Source organism: Flavobacterium arundinis (genome assembly GCF_038289855.1).
GTDB classification, from domain to species: Bacteria; Bacteroidota; Bacteroidia; order Flavobacteriales; family Flavobacteriaceae; genus Flavobacterium; species Flavobacterium arundinis.
This window is the reverse complement of record NZ_JBBYHR010000010.1, coordinates 95536-113144: the sequence shown is the minus strand read 5'-3', so window position 1 is coordinate 113144 and position 17609 is coordinate 95536. Positions and strand designations below refer to the sequence as shown.

General features: G+C 42.4%; 19 protein-coding genes. 5 read left to right on the top strand and 14 right to left on the bottom strand.

What is annotated here, in order from left to right:
- Positions 1 to 186 precede the first annotated feature (186 nt).
- The 12 genes from creD to AAEO56_RS16515 all read right to left on the bottom strand — a co-directional run bounded on the left by creD (position 187) and on the right by AAEO56_RS16515 (position 9276).
- Positions 187 to 1506, bottom strand: a complete 1320-nt coding sequence (gene creD, locus AAEO56_RS16570; protein ID WP_341698187.1) for a cell envelope integrity protein CreD — start codon at positions 1504 to 1506, stop codon at positions 187 to 189.
- Positions 1507 to 1516: 10 nt separating this feature from the next.
- A complete protein-coding gene (locus AAEO56_RS16565; RefSeq protein ID WP_341698186.1) occupies positions 1517 to 1828 on the bottom strand; it encodes a hypothetical protein in 312 nt (103 codons plus the stop codon).
- Entirely contained in the window at positions 1825 to 2166 is a 342-nt protein-coding gene (locus AAEO56_RS16560; RefSeq protein ID WP_341698185.1) for a hypothetical protein, read from the bottom strand. Before AAEO56_RS16560 ends, AAEO56_RS16565 begins: the two co-directional genes overlap by 4 nt.
- Entirely contained in the window at positions 2153 to 2488 is a 336-nt protein-coding gene (locus tag AAEO56_RS16555) for a hypothetical protein (protein ID WP_341698184.1), read from the bottom strand. The genes AAEO56_RS16560 and AAEO56_RS16555 overlap by 14 nt, the downstream gene beginning before the upstream one ends.
- Before the next feature lie 3 nt (positions 2489 to 2491).
- A complete protein-coding gene (locus tag AAEO56_RS16550) occupies positions 2492 to 2899 on the bottom strand; it encodes a hypothetical protein (protein ID WP_341698183.1) in 408 nt (135 codons plus the stop codon).
- 25 nt (positions 2900 to 2924) lie between these two features.
- Positions 2925 to 3584 carry a DUF1361 domain-containing protein gene (locus AAEO56_RS16545; protein WP_341698182.1) on the bottom strand — a complete coding sequence of 220 codons (660 nt, stop codon included), beginning with the start codon at positions 3582 to 3584 and terminating at the stop codon, positions 2925 to 2927.
- A 40-nt stretch (positions 3585 to 3624) separates the two neighbouring features.
- Positions 3625 to 3936, bottom strand: a complete 312-nt coding sequence (locus AAEO56_RS16540; protein ID WP_341698181.1) for a winged helix-turn-helix domain-containing protein — start codon at positions 3934 to 3936, stop codon at positions 3625 to 3627.
- Between the two features lie 2 nt (positions 3937 to 3938).
- Positions 3939 to 4544: a hypothetical protein gene (locus AAEO56_RS16535; protein ID WP_341698180.1), complete on the bottom strand. Its 606-nt coding sequence runs from the start codon at positions 4542 to 4544 to the stop codon at positions 3939 to 3941.
- Between the two features lie 339 nt (positions 4545 to 4883).
- Positions 4884 to 5702 carry a 3-deoxy-8-phosphooctulonate synthase gene (kdsA, locus tag AAEO56_RS16530; RefSeq protein ID WP_341698179.1) on the bottom strand — a complete coding sequence of 273 codons (819 nt, stop codon included), beginning with the start codon at positions 5700 to 5702 and terminating at the stop codon, positions 4884 to 4886.
- 131 nt (positions 5703 to 5833) lie between these two features.
- Positions 5834 to 6280, bottom strand: a complete 447-nt coding sequence (locus AAEO56_RS16525) for a 2-dehydro-3-deoxyphosphooctonate aldolase (RefSeq protein WP_341698178.1) — start codon at positions 6278 to 6280, stop codon at positions 5834 to 5836.
- Between the two features lie 233 nt (positions 6281 to 6513).
- Positions 6514 to 8886 carry a glycosyltransferase gene (locus tag AAEO56_RS16520; RefSeq protein WP_341698177.1) on the bottom strand — a complete coding sequence of 791 codons (2373 nt, stop codon included), beginning with the start codon at positions 8884 to 8886 and terminating at the stop codon, positions 6514 to 6516.
- A gap of 129 nt (positions 8887 to 9015) precedes the next feature.
- The gene (locus AAEO56_RS16515) at positions 9016 to 9276 is read right to left on the bottom strand and encodes a hypothetical protein (protein WP_341698176.1); all 261 of its coding nucleotides are present in this window, start codon (positions 9274 to 9276) and stop codon (positions 9016 to 9018) included.
- A 350-nt stretch (positions 9277 to 9626) separates the two neighbouring features.
- On the opposite strand from AAEO56_RS16515, the gene AAEO56_RS16510 reads away from it, so the two are divergent.
- Together AAEO56_RS16510 and AAEO56_RS16505 are read left to right on the top strand one after the other, a co-directional pair.
- Entirely contained in the window at positions 9627 to 11816 is a 2190-nt protein-coding gene (locus AAEO56_RS16510) for a glutamine synthetase III family protein (protein WP_341698175.1), read from the top strand.
- 359 nt (positions 11817 to 12175) lie between these two features.
- On the top strand, positions 12176 to 12958 hold the full coding sequence (locus tag AAEO56_RS16505) for an OmpA family protein (RefSeq protein ID WP_341698174.1): 783 nt from the start codon (positions 12176 to 12178) through the stop codon (positions 12956 to 12958).
- A 132-nt stretch (positions 12959 to 13090) separates the two neighbouring features.
- Here the strand turns inward: AAEO56_RS16505 and AAEO56_RS16500 are convergent, their stop codons facing one another.
- Both AAEO56_RS16500 and AAEO56_RS16495 read right to left on the bottom strand, forming a co-directional pair.
- A complete protein-coding gene (locus AAEO56_RS16500) occupies positions 13091 to 14158 on the bottom strand; it encodes an agmatine deiminase family protein (protein WP_341698173.1) in 1068 nt (355 codons plus the stop codon).
- Positions 14159 to 14217: 59 nt separating this feature from the next.
- Entirely contained in the window at positions 14218 to 15093 is an 876-nt protein-coding gene (locus AAEO56_RS16495; protein ID WP_341698172.1) for a carbon-nitrogen hydrolase, read from the bottom strand.
- 268 nt (positions 15094 to 15361) lie between these two features.
- Between AAEO56_RS16495 and AAEO56_RS16490 the strand changes: the two genes are divergently transcribed.
- Genes AAEO56_RS16490 through AAEO56_RS16480 form a run of 3 tightly spaced genes read left to right on the top strand, consistent with a single transcriptional unit; the run spans position 15362 to position 17604 of the window.
- Positions 15362 to 16138 carry a hypothetical protein gene (locus tag AAEO56_RS16490; protein ID WP_341698171.1) on the top strand — a complete coding sequence of 259 codons (777 nt, stop codon included), beginning with the start codon at positions 15362 to 15364 and terminating at the stop codon, positions 16136 to 16138.
- 57 nt (positions 16139 to 16195) lie between these two features.
- A complete protein-coding gene (locus tag AAEO56_RS16485) occupies positions 16196 to 16837 on the top strand; it encodes a hypothetical protein (protein ID WP_341698170.1) in 642 nt (213 codons plus the stop codon).
- Positions 16834 to 17604 (top strand): sensor histidine kinase, encoded by a 771-nt coding sequence (locus AAEO56_RS16480; RefSeq protein WP_341698169.1) that lies wholly within the window; start codon positions 16834 to 16836, stop codon positions 17602 to 17604. The genes AAEO56_RS16485 and AAEO56_RS16480 overlap by 4 nt, the downstream gene beginning before the upstream one ends.
- The last annotated feature ends 5 nt before the right edge of the window (positions 17605 to 17609 follow it).

Sequence of the window (17609 nt, the reverse complement as noted above, 5' to 3'; positions counted from 1 at the left end):
AAGTAATTCGGGGCTTTTTCTTTTTACACACACGATGGCTGTAAGATGTCGGAGATTAGTTGTTTAACAACGAGAGACAGTTATGGTACTGTTGCAGTGAACTTTGGCTATTTACTTTTACGATGAAAACAAAAACCCGCAAGCGCCCTAAAGCATCCTGCGGGTAACCAAAAACTAAGCTAGCTATTATTTATTCCAATCGATGCGGCGGGAAAAATACATTACGGCACCAAGTATAAGGAACAAGCCGATGCTTCCTGCAAGCAGGGCATATTCTTCCAACTGTATAATCACATAAATAAAGGTGTACAAGCCTGTGAGCGCAGCGGCAATAAACATTGGGAACCTGCGGTCCTTCAGTATGGATATAGAGTAGAGCGTTATCATTGCTACAACCGAGAGCCCTGCAATAATATAGGCAAACCTGAAGCTGCTGTGTTCTGTAATCGAGATAAGCAGGGTATAGAACATAATAAGCGCCAGGCCGATCATGATATACTGGAAAATATGAATGCTGATCCTGCTCATACTTTGTATCAGAAAGAAAATAAGGAATGTAAGGCCTATTACCAAAAAGCCGTATTTCGCGGCACGCTCATTTTGCTCGTATTCGTTTACGGGAATAATAAAATCGACATTAAAGCTATAAGCTTTCAGGTCGGGCAGGCTGCCAAAATGCTGCTGCGCAAAAGGCCTGTTGAGGTGCGAAATTTTCCAGCAGGCTGTAGCGCCTGTAGCAGTATCACTTTCTTTTTCCGGCATAAAATTACCCCCAAACAGCGGTTTATGCCAGTTGGATATCATTTGGGTTTCCGTGAGCTTCCCGATAGGCACTATAGCCAGGCGTTTTGTACCGTTATAGGAAACATCCATGCTGAAATTCACTACACCGCCGGCGAAAGCATCCCGCAGGTTAATCGTTTTTGTTTCGAGCGCTACCATAGAATCGTTGCTGTTTTCCCGCGATGCCGGTTCGAAATTATACCGCTTCCCGTTGAAATTGATAGCGACCGCCCCTTTAATGCCTTTAAGGTTGCCCGTATTCAGCTGTATCGTTGCCCTTTCCCAATCTATATTTTCAGGAGATATCCCGGATTTGCTGAAGTTTGGAGTGGTGTAATTCCCCGAAAACTTTATCCCGGCATTGAATACAGCCGACTTATAGGTATTGCGTCGCTTTGATTCTGACACTACATTCGCTGTGATATCAAGTTTTTCCGGAAAGAAGTAAGCATAAGCAGGAGCGCCGTTTTTCTTAGTATTCTTATAGGGTATTTTCAGCACGGGGCCGTAAACATACACATTGCCGCCCCACTGGGCGCTAACAGTTTCTTCGGTATGGCGCTGCAATTGAGAGCGGTCGAAGATAAGGTTTTTTACATATTGCAGCGGAATGAGCAGCACTAACGTGAGTACGCCGACCATAACGATGCGTGCTGTTGTGGAATGCAGGAAGTTTTTATTGGGATCTTCCGGTTGGTTTTGATTTTGATTTAAGATTTCCATAGTTATTGGTTTAATGATTAATAAAAAGTATATTGAGGTATAAGAATGTAATAGGGATATTGAGCAGTAGTAAAAGTGTGTATAGGATAAGTGCCATTCGTTTCTCTCTATGAAGGCAAACGAAAATGATGTTATTGAGAAAAACGATAAGGTTGAACATAAAGGCGATCGCTACATAATAAAAACCTACAACCAGTAAAAATGCCCAATCTGTTATGAGAAATGCAAGTTCCAGTGCTGTGCCGATACCAAGCGACCACCAAAATGTTTTTTTGGCAGTTGAAATGTTACTTCCGGCAATTAAGGTTTGTTCGTCGCTCATAGCTTCATCACATTAGCAACAATCACTATATACACCCATGCAATGGGAATATTCAATAGTAGTATCGGGGTACGCGCTAATATTAGGGACTTATGCTTAGGGTAACGGAAAGCACAGGCAACCATACTGATAATCGCACCGGTATTAATAATAATTGCAAATGCCACATAGTAAATTCCAATGCCAATAAGTCCGGAGTCCTGTGTAAGGAGATAGGCCAGCAGCAGCAGCGTCCCGGTAGTAAGCGATATGATAAATACCAGTTTCGGGATATGTATAATCCGCACTATTTTTTGCGGTATGTCGTCGGGCTTAAAATCTTCCTTAAAATCTTCCATAGTGAGGTAAAATTTCAAAAACAATATACATATACAGTATCGCGATGGGGACATTAGCCAGCAGCAGGGCGGCCCACTTAAGCAGCGATCTCCTGTATTCGTAGTAGATATAGGCGTGTATCAGCAGTACACATAAAGCTATCGTATTCACAAAAGTTGCGGCAACAACATAAAGGAAACCTGCGAACATATAGTCATTTCCGTAACCATCTATTATATAGGTAAGCAGGAGCAGCGTACCAATACCAAACGAAATACAGAATATCCATACGGCTATTTCTGCCATTGTTTTAACCAAATAGGGTGTGGAGGTGTCGTACATAGCTTATCGTATTAAAAAGGCATCTTTAATTCTTTGTAGTGGCAGGTGCAGCATCCTGAAATGGTCGAGGTCATAAAAACGCAGCGCATTCCTTCCATCACGGTATCTTTTGTAGAAATAGGCAACACAATGCGGGTAGAATACTGCGCCGGAACCCATTACAAAAAGCGTTCTAAAGCTAAAATCACCATTACCGAAGAGGTAGTAATGCATGGCAATCTCTTCTTTGTTTGATACTTCTTTGGTAAGAAGGGTTCGGTACACATCTTCTTTTTCAGGGATTGGGTCTGATTCGCAACTGTTGTTGAAAAGGAAGCACCCCAAATGGAATCCCAGGCTGTCTTTTGGGTAATTGATCAGCTCGTCCATGCTTACGGCGGCTTTTTTGGTTTTGAAAAGTGATTTCATCATTTGATTATTTATTATTGTCTATTGTCTATTGTCTATTTTGGCGGCTCAGCGAGTACAGCAGGTACAGTAATGTTCCAAAGCCCAGTGTAATACCCCATGCCGTGCGCCAGGTATCGTGGGCAACGAGGCTGTATAGTATATCGCCTATGAGTTCGAAAGGCCTGTGCAGCACATCCCAGCTGTTGTAGCGCAGCACACGCCCTAAGTAGACTCCAAATCCGCTCAGGAAACACACAACTGCCATTGCTACCCCTGCTATTTGTGGATTGAACTTTACCATTAGTATTTTTCGCATCGCCTTCATTGAGGTAATGCCGAAAAGCAGTCCGGTTATCGCAAACGAAATGAGCAGCAACACATCGAACCATGCAGGGACCACAGGCTTTTGGCCCAGGTGAATGAAGTCGGTAATGAGGTAGGGGGCATTTGGCAAAAGCAGCAGCCAGCAAAAAAAAGAAGGGTAGAAGAGGGCTTTCCTTTCCAGGAACTGCACACGGCTCATCATCAGGGTAGTAATGGCGAATGGTGCGAAGGCGAGGAAGAGGTTCCATACCAGGAAAAAGTAAAAAATGGTATGCGTGATTTTAGCCCGTACGAGCAGCATCCCAAAGCAGAATGCGGTTAAAAGAAGGAGCATGCCATGCTGCCTCAAGGTTTGCGATGATAATAATTTAATAGCTTTCATTGGTTTTGGTTTTTATAAAGTACTTTGAATTTCAAAGTTATTAGGTAAAAAAATAGTGTTCGTTGTGTATCAGTTTTTCAAAGGCGGCAATATGGTCGCGAAAAGCTTTACGTCCGTCTTTTGTAGCCGTATAGCGTGTGTTGGGCCTGTTGCCTATAAACTGTTTTTCTATCATAATATAATGCTCTGTTTCCAGCGCTTTTGTATGATTTGAGAGGTTGCCGTCGGTTACGCCAAGCAGCTCTTTGAGTGTACCGAAGTCGGCATGCTCATTAACCATGAGTATGCTCATGATCCCCAGGCGGATGCGGTGCTCCAGCGTCTTGTTGATATGTTGCAGTATATTTTTCAAGGCTATTGGTTTCTGTCGTATTTAATGTACATGATTGTGCCGTAAAGGATATGGCAAACGCCAAAGCCCAATGCCCAGAATTCGAGCCCGCTGCCTTCAAAGTTAGTTGCCGCCAATCCGATGATAATGATGGTAAGCCCAAGGTAGCGCACCTGCCTCATGGTGTATTTACTGGCATTAATGCAGGCAAGCCCGTAGAAAATAAGCGTTACCGGGGCGATAAGGCCTGCATAGCCATTCTTTAGCAGGATCAGGGCAAAGATGCCGCCCGTAACCAGGGGTATCAGGAAATTTACTGCCAGCCTTTTCGAAGTAGAGTTCCATACGGTTTCACCATGCTTCCTTGCTTTTTTTGCCGTAAGGATATAGGCCGTTAGCACAGAAAGTACCAACACCACGACTGCAATGCAAAGTATGGCTTTAAAGGAACTGCTTTCCGGTGTGATGTACCTGCCTTGGTTAAGGTCATATACCCTTTTGGCAGCATAGGCTCCCGCAAGTGCATAAAGACCTGCCATAACGCCCGCAAGGCCGCTTAGTGATAGGAACTGTGTAGACCTGTCCATCATCTTTTTTATATCCTGTATATCCCTTAAATAATTCTCCATTGTAAAGTACTTTGAGTTGCAAAGTAAATGATAATATTTTTAATGGCAATGGGATTTTGGGAAAAAGTTTTTCAGTGAGTTGCAAAGTTGCAAGTTGCAAGTTGCAAAGTTGCAGAGTAGCAAAGTTTTAAGTATCGGACTTCGAAGTTGTAATAACGTTGTCGAACGCTATTAACGATGTATTATGAAAACCGTTATAGAGGCGTTGCATTGCAACGTCTGACATAAATATCAACGATAATCGGATATAAAAAAAGGACAACCGAAGCTATCCTTATATCAAATATTTATATGATCCGGGAGACTAATAAAATATCAACCCATCAACAAATCAGCCAATTAAAACTGATTCACTGTTTTTCTTATCGCTACCAACTTGTTCATCAACCCTTCAAAATAGTCAAGGTGCAGCATGTTAGCGCCATCACTTTTGGCATGTGCAGGATCAAAGTGCGTTTCTATAAAGATACCATCTACGCCAACGGCGATACCTGCTTTGGCAATGGTCTCGATCATATCCGGACGGCCGCCGGTTACGCCAATAGTCTGGTTAGGCTGCTGTAGTGAGTGGGTAACGTCCAGCACTGTGGTAGCGAACTGCTGCATGGTAGGGATGCCGCGGTAATCTACGATCATGTCCTGGTACCCGAACATAGTGCCACGGTCGGTCGCCATAACGTTAGGATTGTTGCAGTCCAATACTTTCTGTACGGCATGCTTCATACTTTCCGGGCTCATGAACTGGCCTTTTTTCAGGTTTACCGTTTTACCTGTATTCGCCGCAGCAACAACAAGGTCGGTCTGGCGCACGAGGAAAGCCGGGATTTGAAGTACATCTACATATTCAGCCGCCATGGCAGCATCTTCATTGGTATGGATGTCGGTAACAGTCGGTACACCAAAAGTTTTCGACACTTTCTCAAGTATTTTAAGCGCTTTCTCATCGCCAATTCCACTAAAGCTGTCAATGCGCGAACGGTTCGCTTTTTTGAACGATCCTTTAAATACGTAAGGGATCTCAAGCTTGTCGGTTATTTCGACAAGCTTTTCGGCAATGCGCAGCGCCATTTCCTCGCCTTCAATGGCACATGGGCCTGCAAGGAGAAAGAAGTTGCCGCTATCGGTATATTTTATTTGTGGGATATTCTTTAAGTCCATAGTGTGTTATTATTTGCGGTGCAAAGATACGAAAATAGTTTCGGGTTTGGAGTTACGGGTTTCGGGTTTGAGTTTCGAACTCTCTGCCGTATCAGGGTTTGAGTGGCAACCCGAAACTAGGAACTCAGAACTTATTTTATACTAAAACCCTTTGGAGCAAGTACAGCGCCTTTTTCGTAAAGGTTGATATAGATTCGTACAGGTTCTGCAAGCCCTTCCCATGTCACTTCATAAATATCAAGCAACCCTGCACCAACATCAGTTCTCTTTGATGGGAAAGGGCAGCACGTGTCCACTTTAGTATACGACAGCTTTTCACCTTTAGGGCCGGTAAGCGCATCAAAATAACGTTGTACATTTTTCTCTGCCATTGTATAAGACAGGAAGCCAAGATTTACAGGATAATCCTGGTCGTAGCCATAGTTTTTATCCTTGCTTGTTTCGGTGATGATGAAGGTCTTGTCCTTAGATAGCGCCGGCATTTTGGCCGTGTCATCTATATTTTTTATGGTGTTGCGTGTGCTTGTGCATGAGGCTAATGCCAGTAGAGCGAAGGATAACAGCAGAAGTTTTTTCATTGTTGATGTAATTGTTTGCCAAAGTTAATCGAAAAATTTCAGATTTTAGATTTCAGATTGAGCTTCATTCTAATGTACATTGCTTTTAACGTCATTCTTCCAAAATTAATAAAATTAGGAAATCAATGAGTAAGCACGTCTCGGCTCCCTCTCCTTTGGAGAGGGTTGGGGTGAGGCCAAACAAAACGAGCCCCGATAAAATCGGGGCCCGTTTCTTTTGGTGTCGTTTGGGTTTAGAATTCCAGTTGGCGTAAAGCAGCAATTTTATTCGCCCTTTGTTTTCTCCTGAAATACGTCATATTCGGGTTGCCGAAATATTTTGTTATGGTAAGCCTTGCCATCAGGTAGCTCACGGTGCTTTCCGCACCCTGGTTAAGGTTTACGTTATGCTCTTCCATTCCGTCGAAACATCCGCCGGTGCATGGGTTATATACCACCTGGTTTAGGCGGTTGTTACCAAGGAACCAGTTAAAAGCAATTTCCATTTTAGTGAGGTATTCCTCATCTTTAAAGATGTCATGGAATTTGCGCAATGCCAATATCGTATATGCCACGTCTATAGGCTGCTCCCCACAGGTTGCCCTCTCGCCGCCTTTGATCAGCCAGCTGCGGTTTGATATAACCTGTATCGACTTTTCATCGAAAGTCTGTGACAGCAGGAAGTCAAATGATTTTTTTGCGATCTCTTTATATTCTTCGTTTTTTGTAATGCCGTAGCTTAAAAGCAGCGCTTCAGGCAGTACGCTGTTGGCATACGTAAGGTAGCCTTCAAACCATTTCCACTCACCGTCAGACTCATGGCGGTACATCTGTACCAACCTGTCAGCAAAAAGCCTCACATAGATCTCGGTATCGGCATTTTTGATGTAACGGTTGAAATAATAAAGCCCTTTTATAGTGAATGCCATCGCCCTCGTAGAATAAACATCTTTGGTAAGCGACAACGACCTTTGGAACATTGTTTCGGCTTTTTTGATAACAGCAGCCGGAAGGATAGAACCCAACGAAACTACATACCCTAATGCCCACATGGCGCGGCCTGAGCTGTCTTCAAGGTTTTCATTTTTGTTTTGGTCGGTAAAGTTGGTGTTGTAGTCAACATAATTCAGGAATTTGCCATCTTTGCTTTGGCAGTAATCAATGAAATTAAGATAAATGTTGATGTATTTTAGTACTGACTCGTCCCTGTAGGATTTGTAATGCTGGCACATAGCGATAAGCGCACGGGCATTATCGTCTATAGTATAGCCTGTGTTAATATCCGGCCTGTTCAGTTTGCTGAATTGCAGCATACCGAAATCAGTAGTCATATTCTTGATATGCTGCAGGTTGATTTCAGGGTTCCTGTATTGCAGCCTGATTGTTTCGCCTGCCGTCCTTTCAAGTAACTTTGCATGGTCTACCGCCGAGTTTTCCCAGGCAGTATGGATTATTTTGTGAAGGCCGTTAAGCACCATAGTATTCCTGCGCTGCACATCGAATAATAGCGTGTTTATAGCTTCTGACAATTGCTCCGAGTTACCGAAATCAAATGTCATACCGGTGTCGCCTGCCAAAACTTCTTTGGCGTGCGGTATAGGTGTAGAGATAATAGGGCAGCCACAGCTAAGTGCGTATGCAAACGTTCCGCTAACCGCCTGGTTCGGGTCTTTCGACGAGAACACGTAGATATCGGTAAGCTGAAGGTATTCCAGCAATTCAGGAAGATCAACGTATTTATTGATGAATTGTACATTATCCTGAATGCCAAGCTCGTTTATTTTTGCAATCAAAGAGTCGCGGTATTTCTCACCTTCCTGCAACGCAACAGTAGGGTGGGTTTTTCCGATGATAAGGAAAAGTGTTTCCGGTGCCTTGTTGATTACGTTAGGCAAGGCTTCAAGCGTTGTCTCAATGCTTTTTCCGGAGCTCAAAAGCCCGAATGTAGAAAGTACTTTACGTCCTTCAAAGCCATATTTACGTTTCAGCTCGTTTTTATCGGTGTGGGCCACGAGGTGGGTGCCGTGCGGTATAACCGCGATTTTTTCACGGTCTATTATATAGTCGCGCACCAGTATGTCGGCAGCGTTGTGTGTCATTACAATAAGGGAATCAACCCTGTTAAGTATGTGCTGTACATTTGCCTTAAACTCCTCATTAGGATTAGGCAACACGGTGTGGAATACCACGGTAAGCGGTTTCTCCACAGCATCTACAAACATATTAAAGTCTTTTACCGTTTCATGGAAAAGGCCGAACTCATGCTGTATTAATACTATTTTTAAATTGTCATCGGCATTGATCGCTTTCGCAAGTTCAACATACGATTCAGGTTGCGATGTGTTCAGGATATATTTTATCGAAGCATCTTCGTAGGTATGCTGTTCGTCATTAGTTTCAAGCGCGCATATTTTGATGGAGAAAGAATCTACATAATGGTCATTAAGCGCTTTGATAAGGTCCTGCGAATACGTTGCAATACCGCACTGCCTTGGAGGGAATGTAGTAAGCACTAAAATTTCGGGAAGGCTTTCCGGATTTTGGTAAGTGAAATTCTGGGCTGCTAACTGTTCGATCAGGGCGTTGTAAGGCTGGAATTTTTTTCCGGCAGATTTTCTTGTTTTCATGGCGCTTTATGGGTAATTATAGTAGTTAATCTTTATTGTGTGCAATTTTATTGGTATGGTTTAAAAAGCCGGTTATAAATTTTCATAACCGACTTTTATGTAATTCCTTTCGGAATTTATCTGGAAATACTATACGTTGGCTTTGTTAATCCATTCGTTGGCCCTGTCCTTAGCTCCGTTTACAGCATCTTCAACTTCAGACGATGAATTCCTGTATTCTTTTTGCGCTTTGCGTTTCAGTTCCTGTAGCTTTCCGCTAAAGTTTTCACGGGCTTCGTCAACCTGTGCCTGATAGTTTCTTTGTGACCTTCTGCGTGCGATAAGAACCGCTGCTCCTGCAAGTACTGCTGCTCCTACAGCAATACCTACGATCATTTTTTTATTTTTCATTTCTGTGTGATTTATGGTTATAAATAAATTCTTGGACTAAATTATGACATCATCACTCAAACCGCAATCTGCTTAATAAATATTTAACTCAATTAACAGGGCTTTAGGAATTTTACAATTTAATTAACGAGTATGTAGGTTTTATTGAATTATTTGTAATCCAACTATACCTAATTCTGTAAATTTACGATGAAAGTTATATTGTTTAATAAATTGTAGGGTAGTTTTAGGTATTTGGTAAAATATTTAAAATTTGACCCCCAAAAAAACAGGGGTGTTTAAAATTTAGAACATTTTTTTGTACATTTGCGTAAGTTTTAATCTATCATTAACATTAAAAATTTAGTTTCATGTCAACATTCCGTTCTCATGCCCTGCAACAAACTGCAACCAGAAAGCCGGTTAAAGTAGAAGAGCTCGACAGAAAATCAATCATTTTTGGAAGTAATGTGTTCAATGACAAAGCAATGCGCCAGTTTTTGACCCCGGAAGCCTACAAAGCAGTCCAGAGCGCAGTGCAGCACGGAACTAAAATAGACCGCAAACTTGCCGATTATATCGCAATGGGCATGAAAGAATGGGCGCTTGCCAAAGGCGTTACCCATTACACCCACTGGTTTCAGCCGCTTACAGGCGCTACTGCCGAGAAGCACGATGCCTTTTTTGAAACATCTTATGACGGTACTGACCCTGTTGAGAAATTCGGCGGAAGCCAACTGGTACAGCAGGAGCCGGATGCGTCAAGTTTCCCGAACGGAGGTATCAGGAATACCTTCGAGGCACGTGGCTATACCGCATGGGACCCAACGTCGCCTGCATTCATATACGGAACAACATTGTGTATCCCTACGGTATTCGTATCGTACACAGGAGAGGCGCTTGACTATAAAACACCTTTATTAAGGGCGCTTTCTGCCATTGATGAAGCTGCCACCGACGTTTGCCGTTATTTCGACAAGAACGTTAAGAAAGTTACTGCTACGCTCGGATGGGAACAGGAATATTTCCTTGTAGATTCGGCGCTTGCCAATTCAAGGCCTGACATTACCCTTACAGGCCGTACGCTTTTAGGGCATACGTCTGCAAAAGGCCAGCAGCTGGAAGACCATTATTTCGGGTCTATCCCAACGCGTGTCCTTAATTATATGCGCGACCTTGAAAATGAGTGTATGCTTCTTGGTATCCCTGTTAAGACCCGCCACAACGAGGTAGCGCCAAACCAATTCGAGCTTGCGCCAATATTTGAAGAGACCAATCTTGCGGTTGACCATAACTCCTTATTAATGGACGTAATGCAGAAAGTTGCCGAGCGCCACGATTTTAAAGTGCTTTTCCACGAGAAGCCGTTTAAAGGAGTGAACGGGTCTGGTAAACACAACAACTGGTCGCTTGCTACAGATACAGGTGTAAACCTTTTGGGCCCGGGCAAAACGCCAATGAGCAACCTGCAGTTCCTTGCTTTCTTCATCAATACTATAAAAGCAGTATATACTAATGAGGAACTGATGAGGGCTTCGATCGCGACAGCTACTAACGACCACAGGCTTGGTGCCAACGAAGCGCCGCCTGCAATCATATCAGTATTCATTGGGCAGCAGCTTACTAAAGTGCTTGCCGAACTTGAAGGTGTATCATCCGGCAAACTTTCTCCGGAAGAGAAAACCGACCTTAAACTGAACGTAGTAGGTAAAATTCCGGATGTATTGCTTGACAATACCGACAGGAACAGGACATCGCCGTTTGCCTTTACAGGAAATAAATTTGAGTTCAGGGCAGTAGGATCGAGCGCTAACTGCGCCAATGCCATGACAATCGTAAATACTATCGTTGCCAAGCAGCTAAAAGACTTCAAAAAAGAAGTGGATGCGCTTATCGACGAAAAAGGCATGAAGAAGGACGATGCTATCTTCAACGTATTGAGGGAGTACATTAAGGAAACCAAAGCCATCCTTTTTGAAGGCGACGGTTACAGCGATGCATGGGAGCAGGAAGCGGCAAAACGCGGCCTGAGCAACTTCAAGACCACACCATCGGCGCTTAAAGCGAAAGTATCAGCACAGTCACTTGCCTTATTCGAGGAAATGAACGTGATGAACCACGTTGAGGCAGAAGCACGTTATGAGATAGAGCTTGAGGAGTACACTAAAAAAATACAGATAGAAGGCCGGGTATTGGGTGATATCGCGCGTAACCACGTGGTACCAACCGCTATCCGCTACCAGAATATCCTTATCGAGAATGTAAGGGGCCTTAAGGAGATCTTCGGTAAAGAATTTGAGAACATAGGAAAAGAGCAGATTACGCTTATCAGGGAAATTTCAGGGCACATTGCTGGCATCAACACGAAAGTTGAGGAAATGACCGAAGCGCGCAAGAACGCGAACAATCTGGGCAGCGCAGAAGAAATGGCACACGCCTACTGCGATACCGTAAAACCATTCTTTGATGTGATCAGGGACCATTGCGACAAGCTGGAACTTCTTGTTGACGATGAGATATGGACATTGACTAAATACAGGGAGTTATTATTCACAAGATAATATTCCATTAAAGATTTTTGAGTTAAGCCTGCCGCGATTTTCGCGGCAGGTTTTTTTATTTTTAGCCACGAATTACACAAATTTCACTAATTTTTGCATGGAAGAACTTCACCGACAAAAAACTACCTCACCTCATAGCCCCGGGGGGAGCGGCATCCCGCGGAGGCACGAAGCAGATATAGCGGACGCCGGGACCGACGACGGCAAAGAAACGCTTAGATAACTGCTTCAAAGGAAAAAACGGCGGCTGCTTCGGCAAGAGTGTAGCTGCCCCTCTCCTTGGAGAGGGATTGGGGGTGAGGCCTAAAATAAAAACATCCTTACTTTCGTTATTACTATAACCAACACCAAAACAAAACATGAAGCGCCTTTTTTTACTATTGGCACTATACCTCTCGATATTCGCCAACGCACAGGAAAAGTTTACCGTCTATTTTGATTTCGATATTGATGAGGCGAATGATCCTTCTGCGATGAGCCTTTCGGAATGGATAAGCGAACATAAAGATGTTGAAGTACAGAAGATATATGGGTATGCCGACAGTATTGGCAATGCTTTGTATAATATTGACCTCTCGGAACGCAGGGCAATGTATGTTTTCGAAAAGCTGAAGGAGGGCAATATTGATGTAGCTAATGTTGAGGAAAAGGGCCTTGGGGAGAGCGAAGCATTTTCCATAGAAAGGGCAAAAGATCGTAAAGCAGTGCTGTATTTCCGGCAAAAACCAATCATAATTGAGAAAAAGCCGGAGCCTGTAGTAACTGAATTGGCAAAAAAAATTACAGAGGCAGTGAAAGGTGACAAAATAGCAATTCCAAGACTTCACTTTTTTGATAACTCCGACCTGGTGCTGCCCGAATCCAGGCCTGTGCTATACGAATTGCTTGCCATCATGAAGAATAACCCCAACCTTAGGATCGATATCCAGGGTCATATCTGCTGCCAGAAAATTGAGACGAACCAAATATCGCAAAAGAGGGCGCTGGCCGTATATGCATTTTTAAAGAACAACGGTATCGACAGGATGAGGCTTTCTTACCAAAGTTTTGGCAGTAGTAAGCCAGTGTATCCGCTTCCTGAAAAAACCGAAGAAGAAAAAGTGGCTAACAGGCGGGTGGAGATTGAGATAATCGAGAACTAAGTTCAGATTGTAGATTTCAGATTTCAGATTGAGCTACACTCTTGCAGGATAAAATCCCCCTCTACTTTAGGGTATGAGTGTAGCTCAATCTGAAATCTGAAATCTGAAATAGTAAAGAAATCTAAAATCCCTCTACAAAGGCTCCTGCTGGCTCAGGCAATGAAAGCTGCCCAGTCCCCATATAAGGTCTGTGGAATCAATACCGATGACCTCCCTGTCGGGGAAACATTTTTTGAGTATGTCCAAAGCCTTCGCGTCATTTACTTCATCATTAAATATTGGAACAATAACGCTTTTATTGGCAATGTAAAAATTCGCGTAAGATGCCGGCAGCCTTTGGTCTTCATGGATCACAGCTTTTGGCATTGGCAACTCTATAATATTTAACGGACTCCCATCCTGCAATTTCATGGTCTTTAACAGTTCTAGGTTCTCTTGGAGCAGGTGGTAATTTTCATCATTCTCATCTTCCTCGACAACGGTTACCACTGTATCTTCATTTACAAAACGGGTAATATCGTCAATATGCCCGTCGGTATCATCGCCTACAATGCCATCGCCAAGCCATAATATGTGCTCCACGCCATAATATTCTTTCAGGTATTCTTCGATCTGTTCCTGCGAAAGATGTGGGTTGCGGTTTTTGTTCAGCAGGCAGGCAGTTGTGGTAAGGAGTGTGCCTTTGCCATTAAATTCTACGCTGCCGCCTTCCATCACGATATTTGGATTGAAAACTTTCAGGTTCAATGCTTCTCCAATACGTGTCGGAATCACATCATCAAGGTCATAGGGAGGGTATTTATCGCCCCAGGCATTGTAGCCCCAGTCGACAATGGCTTTTTCGCCGGTTTCATTATTTACAACAAAAGCAGGGCCGTGGTCGCGGCACCAGGCATCGTTGGTAGGGTGGAAGTAAAAGGTGATTTCGCCTAATCGGCCTTCGGGAACTAATGGCAGGAAACGTTCCAGTTCGGCGGTAGCAAAACGTTTCATCTCCTCATCGGCAACGTTGATGCATACCGGCTGGTGGCGCGAAACCTGCAATATGAACTCGCAGTAGGGCTTGTATATGGTATGTAATTTTCCCGGCCATGAGGCTTCCTTGTGCGGCCATGATAGCCACAGTGCGCGTTGTTCCGAAAATTCCGCCGGAAATGAGAATCCTAACTTCTTAGGGGTATTGTCTGAATGGATATCCATTATGATTTATTGAGTTTGAGTGGCAACCTGAAACTTTAAACTTTAAACCCTGAAACGTTCTAGTCCCCGTCAAGATACCTTTTCGTTATCGGCTGGTAACTGTCGATCCTCCTGTCACGAAGGAACGGCCAGTGCGTACGGTAATGGTCGCTTGTTTGGGTATCTATTTCAACAACAGTAGTTTCTTCTTTGTCATGTGTGGCCAGGTACATCAGCTTACCGTGCGGGTTGGCAACAAAGCTTCCGCCCCAGAATTTCATGGCACCGTCCTGCTCATAGCCCACACGGTTTACGCTCACTACGTGCACTCCGTTGGCAATGGCGTGTGAACGCTGTATGGTCTGCCATGCATCATATTGTTCTTTATTGGTGTCTTCATCCTGCGATGTTGCCCACCCGATCGCAGTAGGGTAGAACATGATCTCGGCGCCCATAAGTGCGGTTATACGGCTTGCCTCAGGGTACCATTGGTCCCAGCAGATAAGCACGCCTATTTTGGCAAACTTCGTCTGGAACACCTTGTAACCAAGGTCACCGGGTGTAAAATAGAATTTCTCGTAATAAGCGGGGTCATCCGGGATGTGCATCTTGCGGTATTTGCCCAGGTATTCACCATCGGCATCAATAACGGCTGTGGTATTATGGTAGAGGCCTTCGGCACGTTTTTCAAATAATGAGGCAATGATCACCACGTTCAGCTCTTTCGCTACTTCGCGCAACGCATCTGTAGATGGACCGGGAATGGATTCAGCTAACTTAAAGTTCTCGTAATCTTCCACATCGCAAAAATACAGCGAAGTGAACAATTCCTGAAGGCATACGATTTGCGCGCCTTTTGCAGCGGCATTGCGTACTTCCCTTATCGCTTTTTCGAGGTTGGGCTGCTTTTCGGCAACACAGCTCATCTGTACTAATCCTACTTTTACTTTCGTCATTTCAGTTACATAAAATTGAGCCGCAAATTTATGGAAAAAGTTTGTTTTTTAGTACAGGAATGCTGTTAGGCTTTTCTTAAATGTATTTGTTGTATAAGTGATTGATTTTAAAAAACATGTGCTGCTTATAGTTTCTTTATTAAGAAAAAAGCGATATTTTAGCGGTAGGCATACACCATAAGATAAATAGGGTTTTACCTATAGTATCCGGGATAATTATGTTCCAATTTTACTGCAACCAAATTATTAACCGATAAATTCTCAGATTATGAAAAAATTAATTTTATGTATTGCTCTTGTGGCAGCAATGGTAGGGTGTAATGAGAAAAAAGAAAAAGAGGAGACGACAACTACAGCTACTCAGGAGGGTATAGAAGATTATCCTGATAACGTAGATAAGTATTTACTCCACTCTTATTTGCCACAAACAGTTATTCCTATTGATAGGGGAAGAGTTATAGCAGACTTTTCAACATGGCAAGACGATAATAAATCTTTTATAGTTTTAGATGCTGCGAGTAAGAACAGATTTTACGTGGATTTGGATCAGGTTTTAATATCGACTTCAGTTAAATTGGCGGACTGGCTTTCTAAATATGACGATTATATCGTTTTTTCTGAATGCTATTCATTAATAGAAGTAAGACACAAAATACTCCAACAAAGTAAGGATGATTTCAAGGCGGTTACACATTTTGATAATACCGGTACTTATAAAAATATCACTTATGATCAATTAAAAGTTGAATTGAAGAAATTGTCGATTAAGGAAACGGATCATTATGATTCTACAATAAAAATCTCTTTGGGCGGATCTGGAGTATATGTAGCAGAGGGGAAATATGAGTTTTTAGATGGTAATTTTTCAATTCCTCTTATCAACGCAATAATTGCTAATCACGGCTTGACAAACCCTAAATTTTGTTTTGGAAAGGCAAGAATTGATGAAACTGATGATGTAATATTTTTTAAAGTTTTAGATGATAGCGGTCAATTTGTAGGATATTACGACTTTTCTCACAGGCCTCCTTTGAAAATGCTTTAATTAACATTTTTTTTTGTAAATTAAGCCTGTAATAATTTAAGGGCTTAATTTGCTTTTATGGAAGAATTTTTATCAAAAATAACTTTTAGCCAGTTTTTAATCTTTACTACAGTTTTGATGATGCTTTTTCTTTTTAAAAGAAAGAAGAAAGTACATATTTTATTGCTTCTTATTGTGACAGTATGTTTAGGTACAGAAATGCTTACAAATTTTTTTATTATTAATAGTATAGGGTTTGGAGCTTTATATTCAATAAGTGCGGTTATTCATAACGTGCTATGGTTCGCAGTGCTTTTTAGCATTATAGAAAGATTACGTTATTTGAAAATTTTGATTTTGGCCTATGTCCTGTTAGCAATAATAAATTTTCTGTTTATTGAGGGAAGACTTCAGTTCAATGTGTATTCTTTTGCCTTAGGTGCTGTTTTATATTTAATAATATTTATTTCCGAAAATATTATCCAGCTACAAAGAGAAAATTTTTTATTTTTTGAAAAGAATGAAAGCTTGCTTTTATACACCCCTTTATTATTATTTATTGCAATGAGCATTGTGCTTGGATTTCGAGACACTCAACTTTCGGATAAGAAGATTATTTATGGGCTCAGCCTATATGATCTCATAATATCTTTTGCAAACATTCTTTATTATAGCATTATAACAATTTATATTTACCGCGAAAAGAAACTGGAAAAATGATTGATAATCTCGCCTTCGGAATTTTAATTGGCATCATTTTCGTCAGCTTGCTGGTACTCTTTTGCGCGCTCCTCATCAAACTCTACATCAATAAAATAAAAAACTACACCCGCGTCATTTATCAAAAGGATATTGACTTCCAAAAAATCCTTACCACTACCATATTAGAAGCGCAGGAACAGGTGCTCAATAACGTTTCGCAGGAGCTTCACGATGATGCCGGCCAGCAGCTTACCTATATAAATTTCATGGTAGAGAACCTCAAACTCGACAGTCCGGAGCTTACCGGTCCGCTTGAGCCTATTTCAAATTCTGTTCACCTCTTATCCAATTCTATCCGCCGTATCAGCCACTCGCTCAACAGCCAGATGCTCGTTCAGCAGAATCTGCTTAAAGCTATCGAAGGCGAAGCAGACAGGCTGCGGCAGGTTAGTGGCCTGGCAATTGATTACTCATCTGATAGCGATGTGTTTACTAATTTCGATCCAAGCAGGCAGATTGTAATTTTTCGTATCTTTCAGGAAATTATAAATAACGCCATGAAGCATTCCGGCGCTACTAAAATTGTCATTGAAGTTGGGACAAAACCGGTATTCAAATTAAAAGTAGCCGACAATGGTCGTGGATTTAATTACGAAGCATCTAAAAGTGCCGCGACAGGATTAGGGCTTTCAAATCTCATCAGCCGGGCAGAGATCGTGGGTATGGATATTTCGATAGATTCGGCTCCCGGAAAAGGTACGGCGATCACCTTACTTGAAATATAATTACG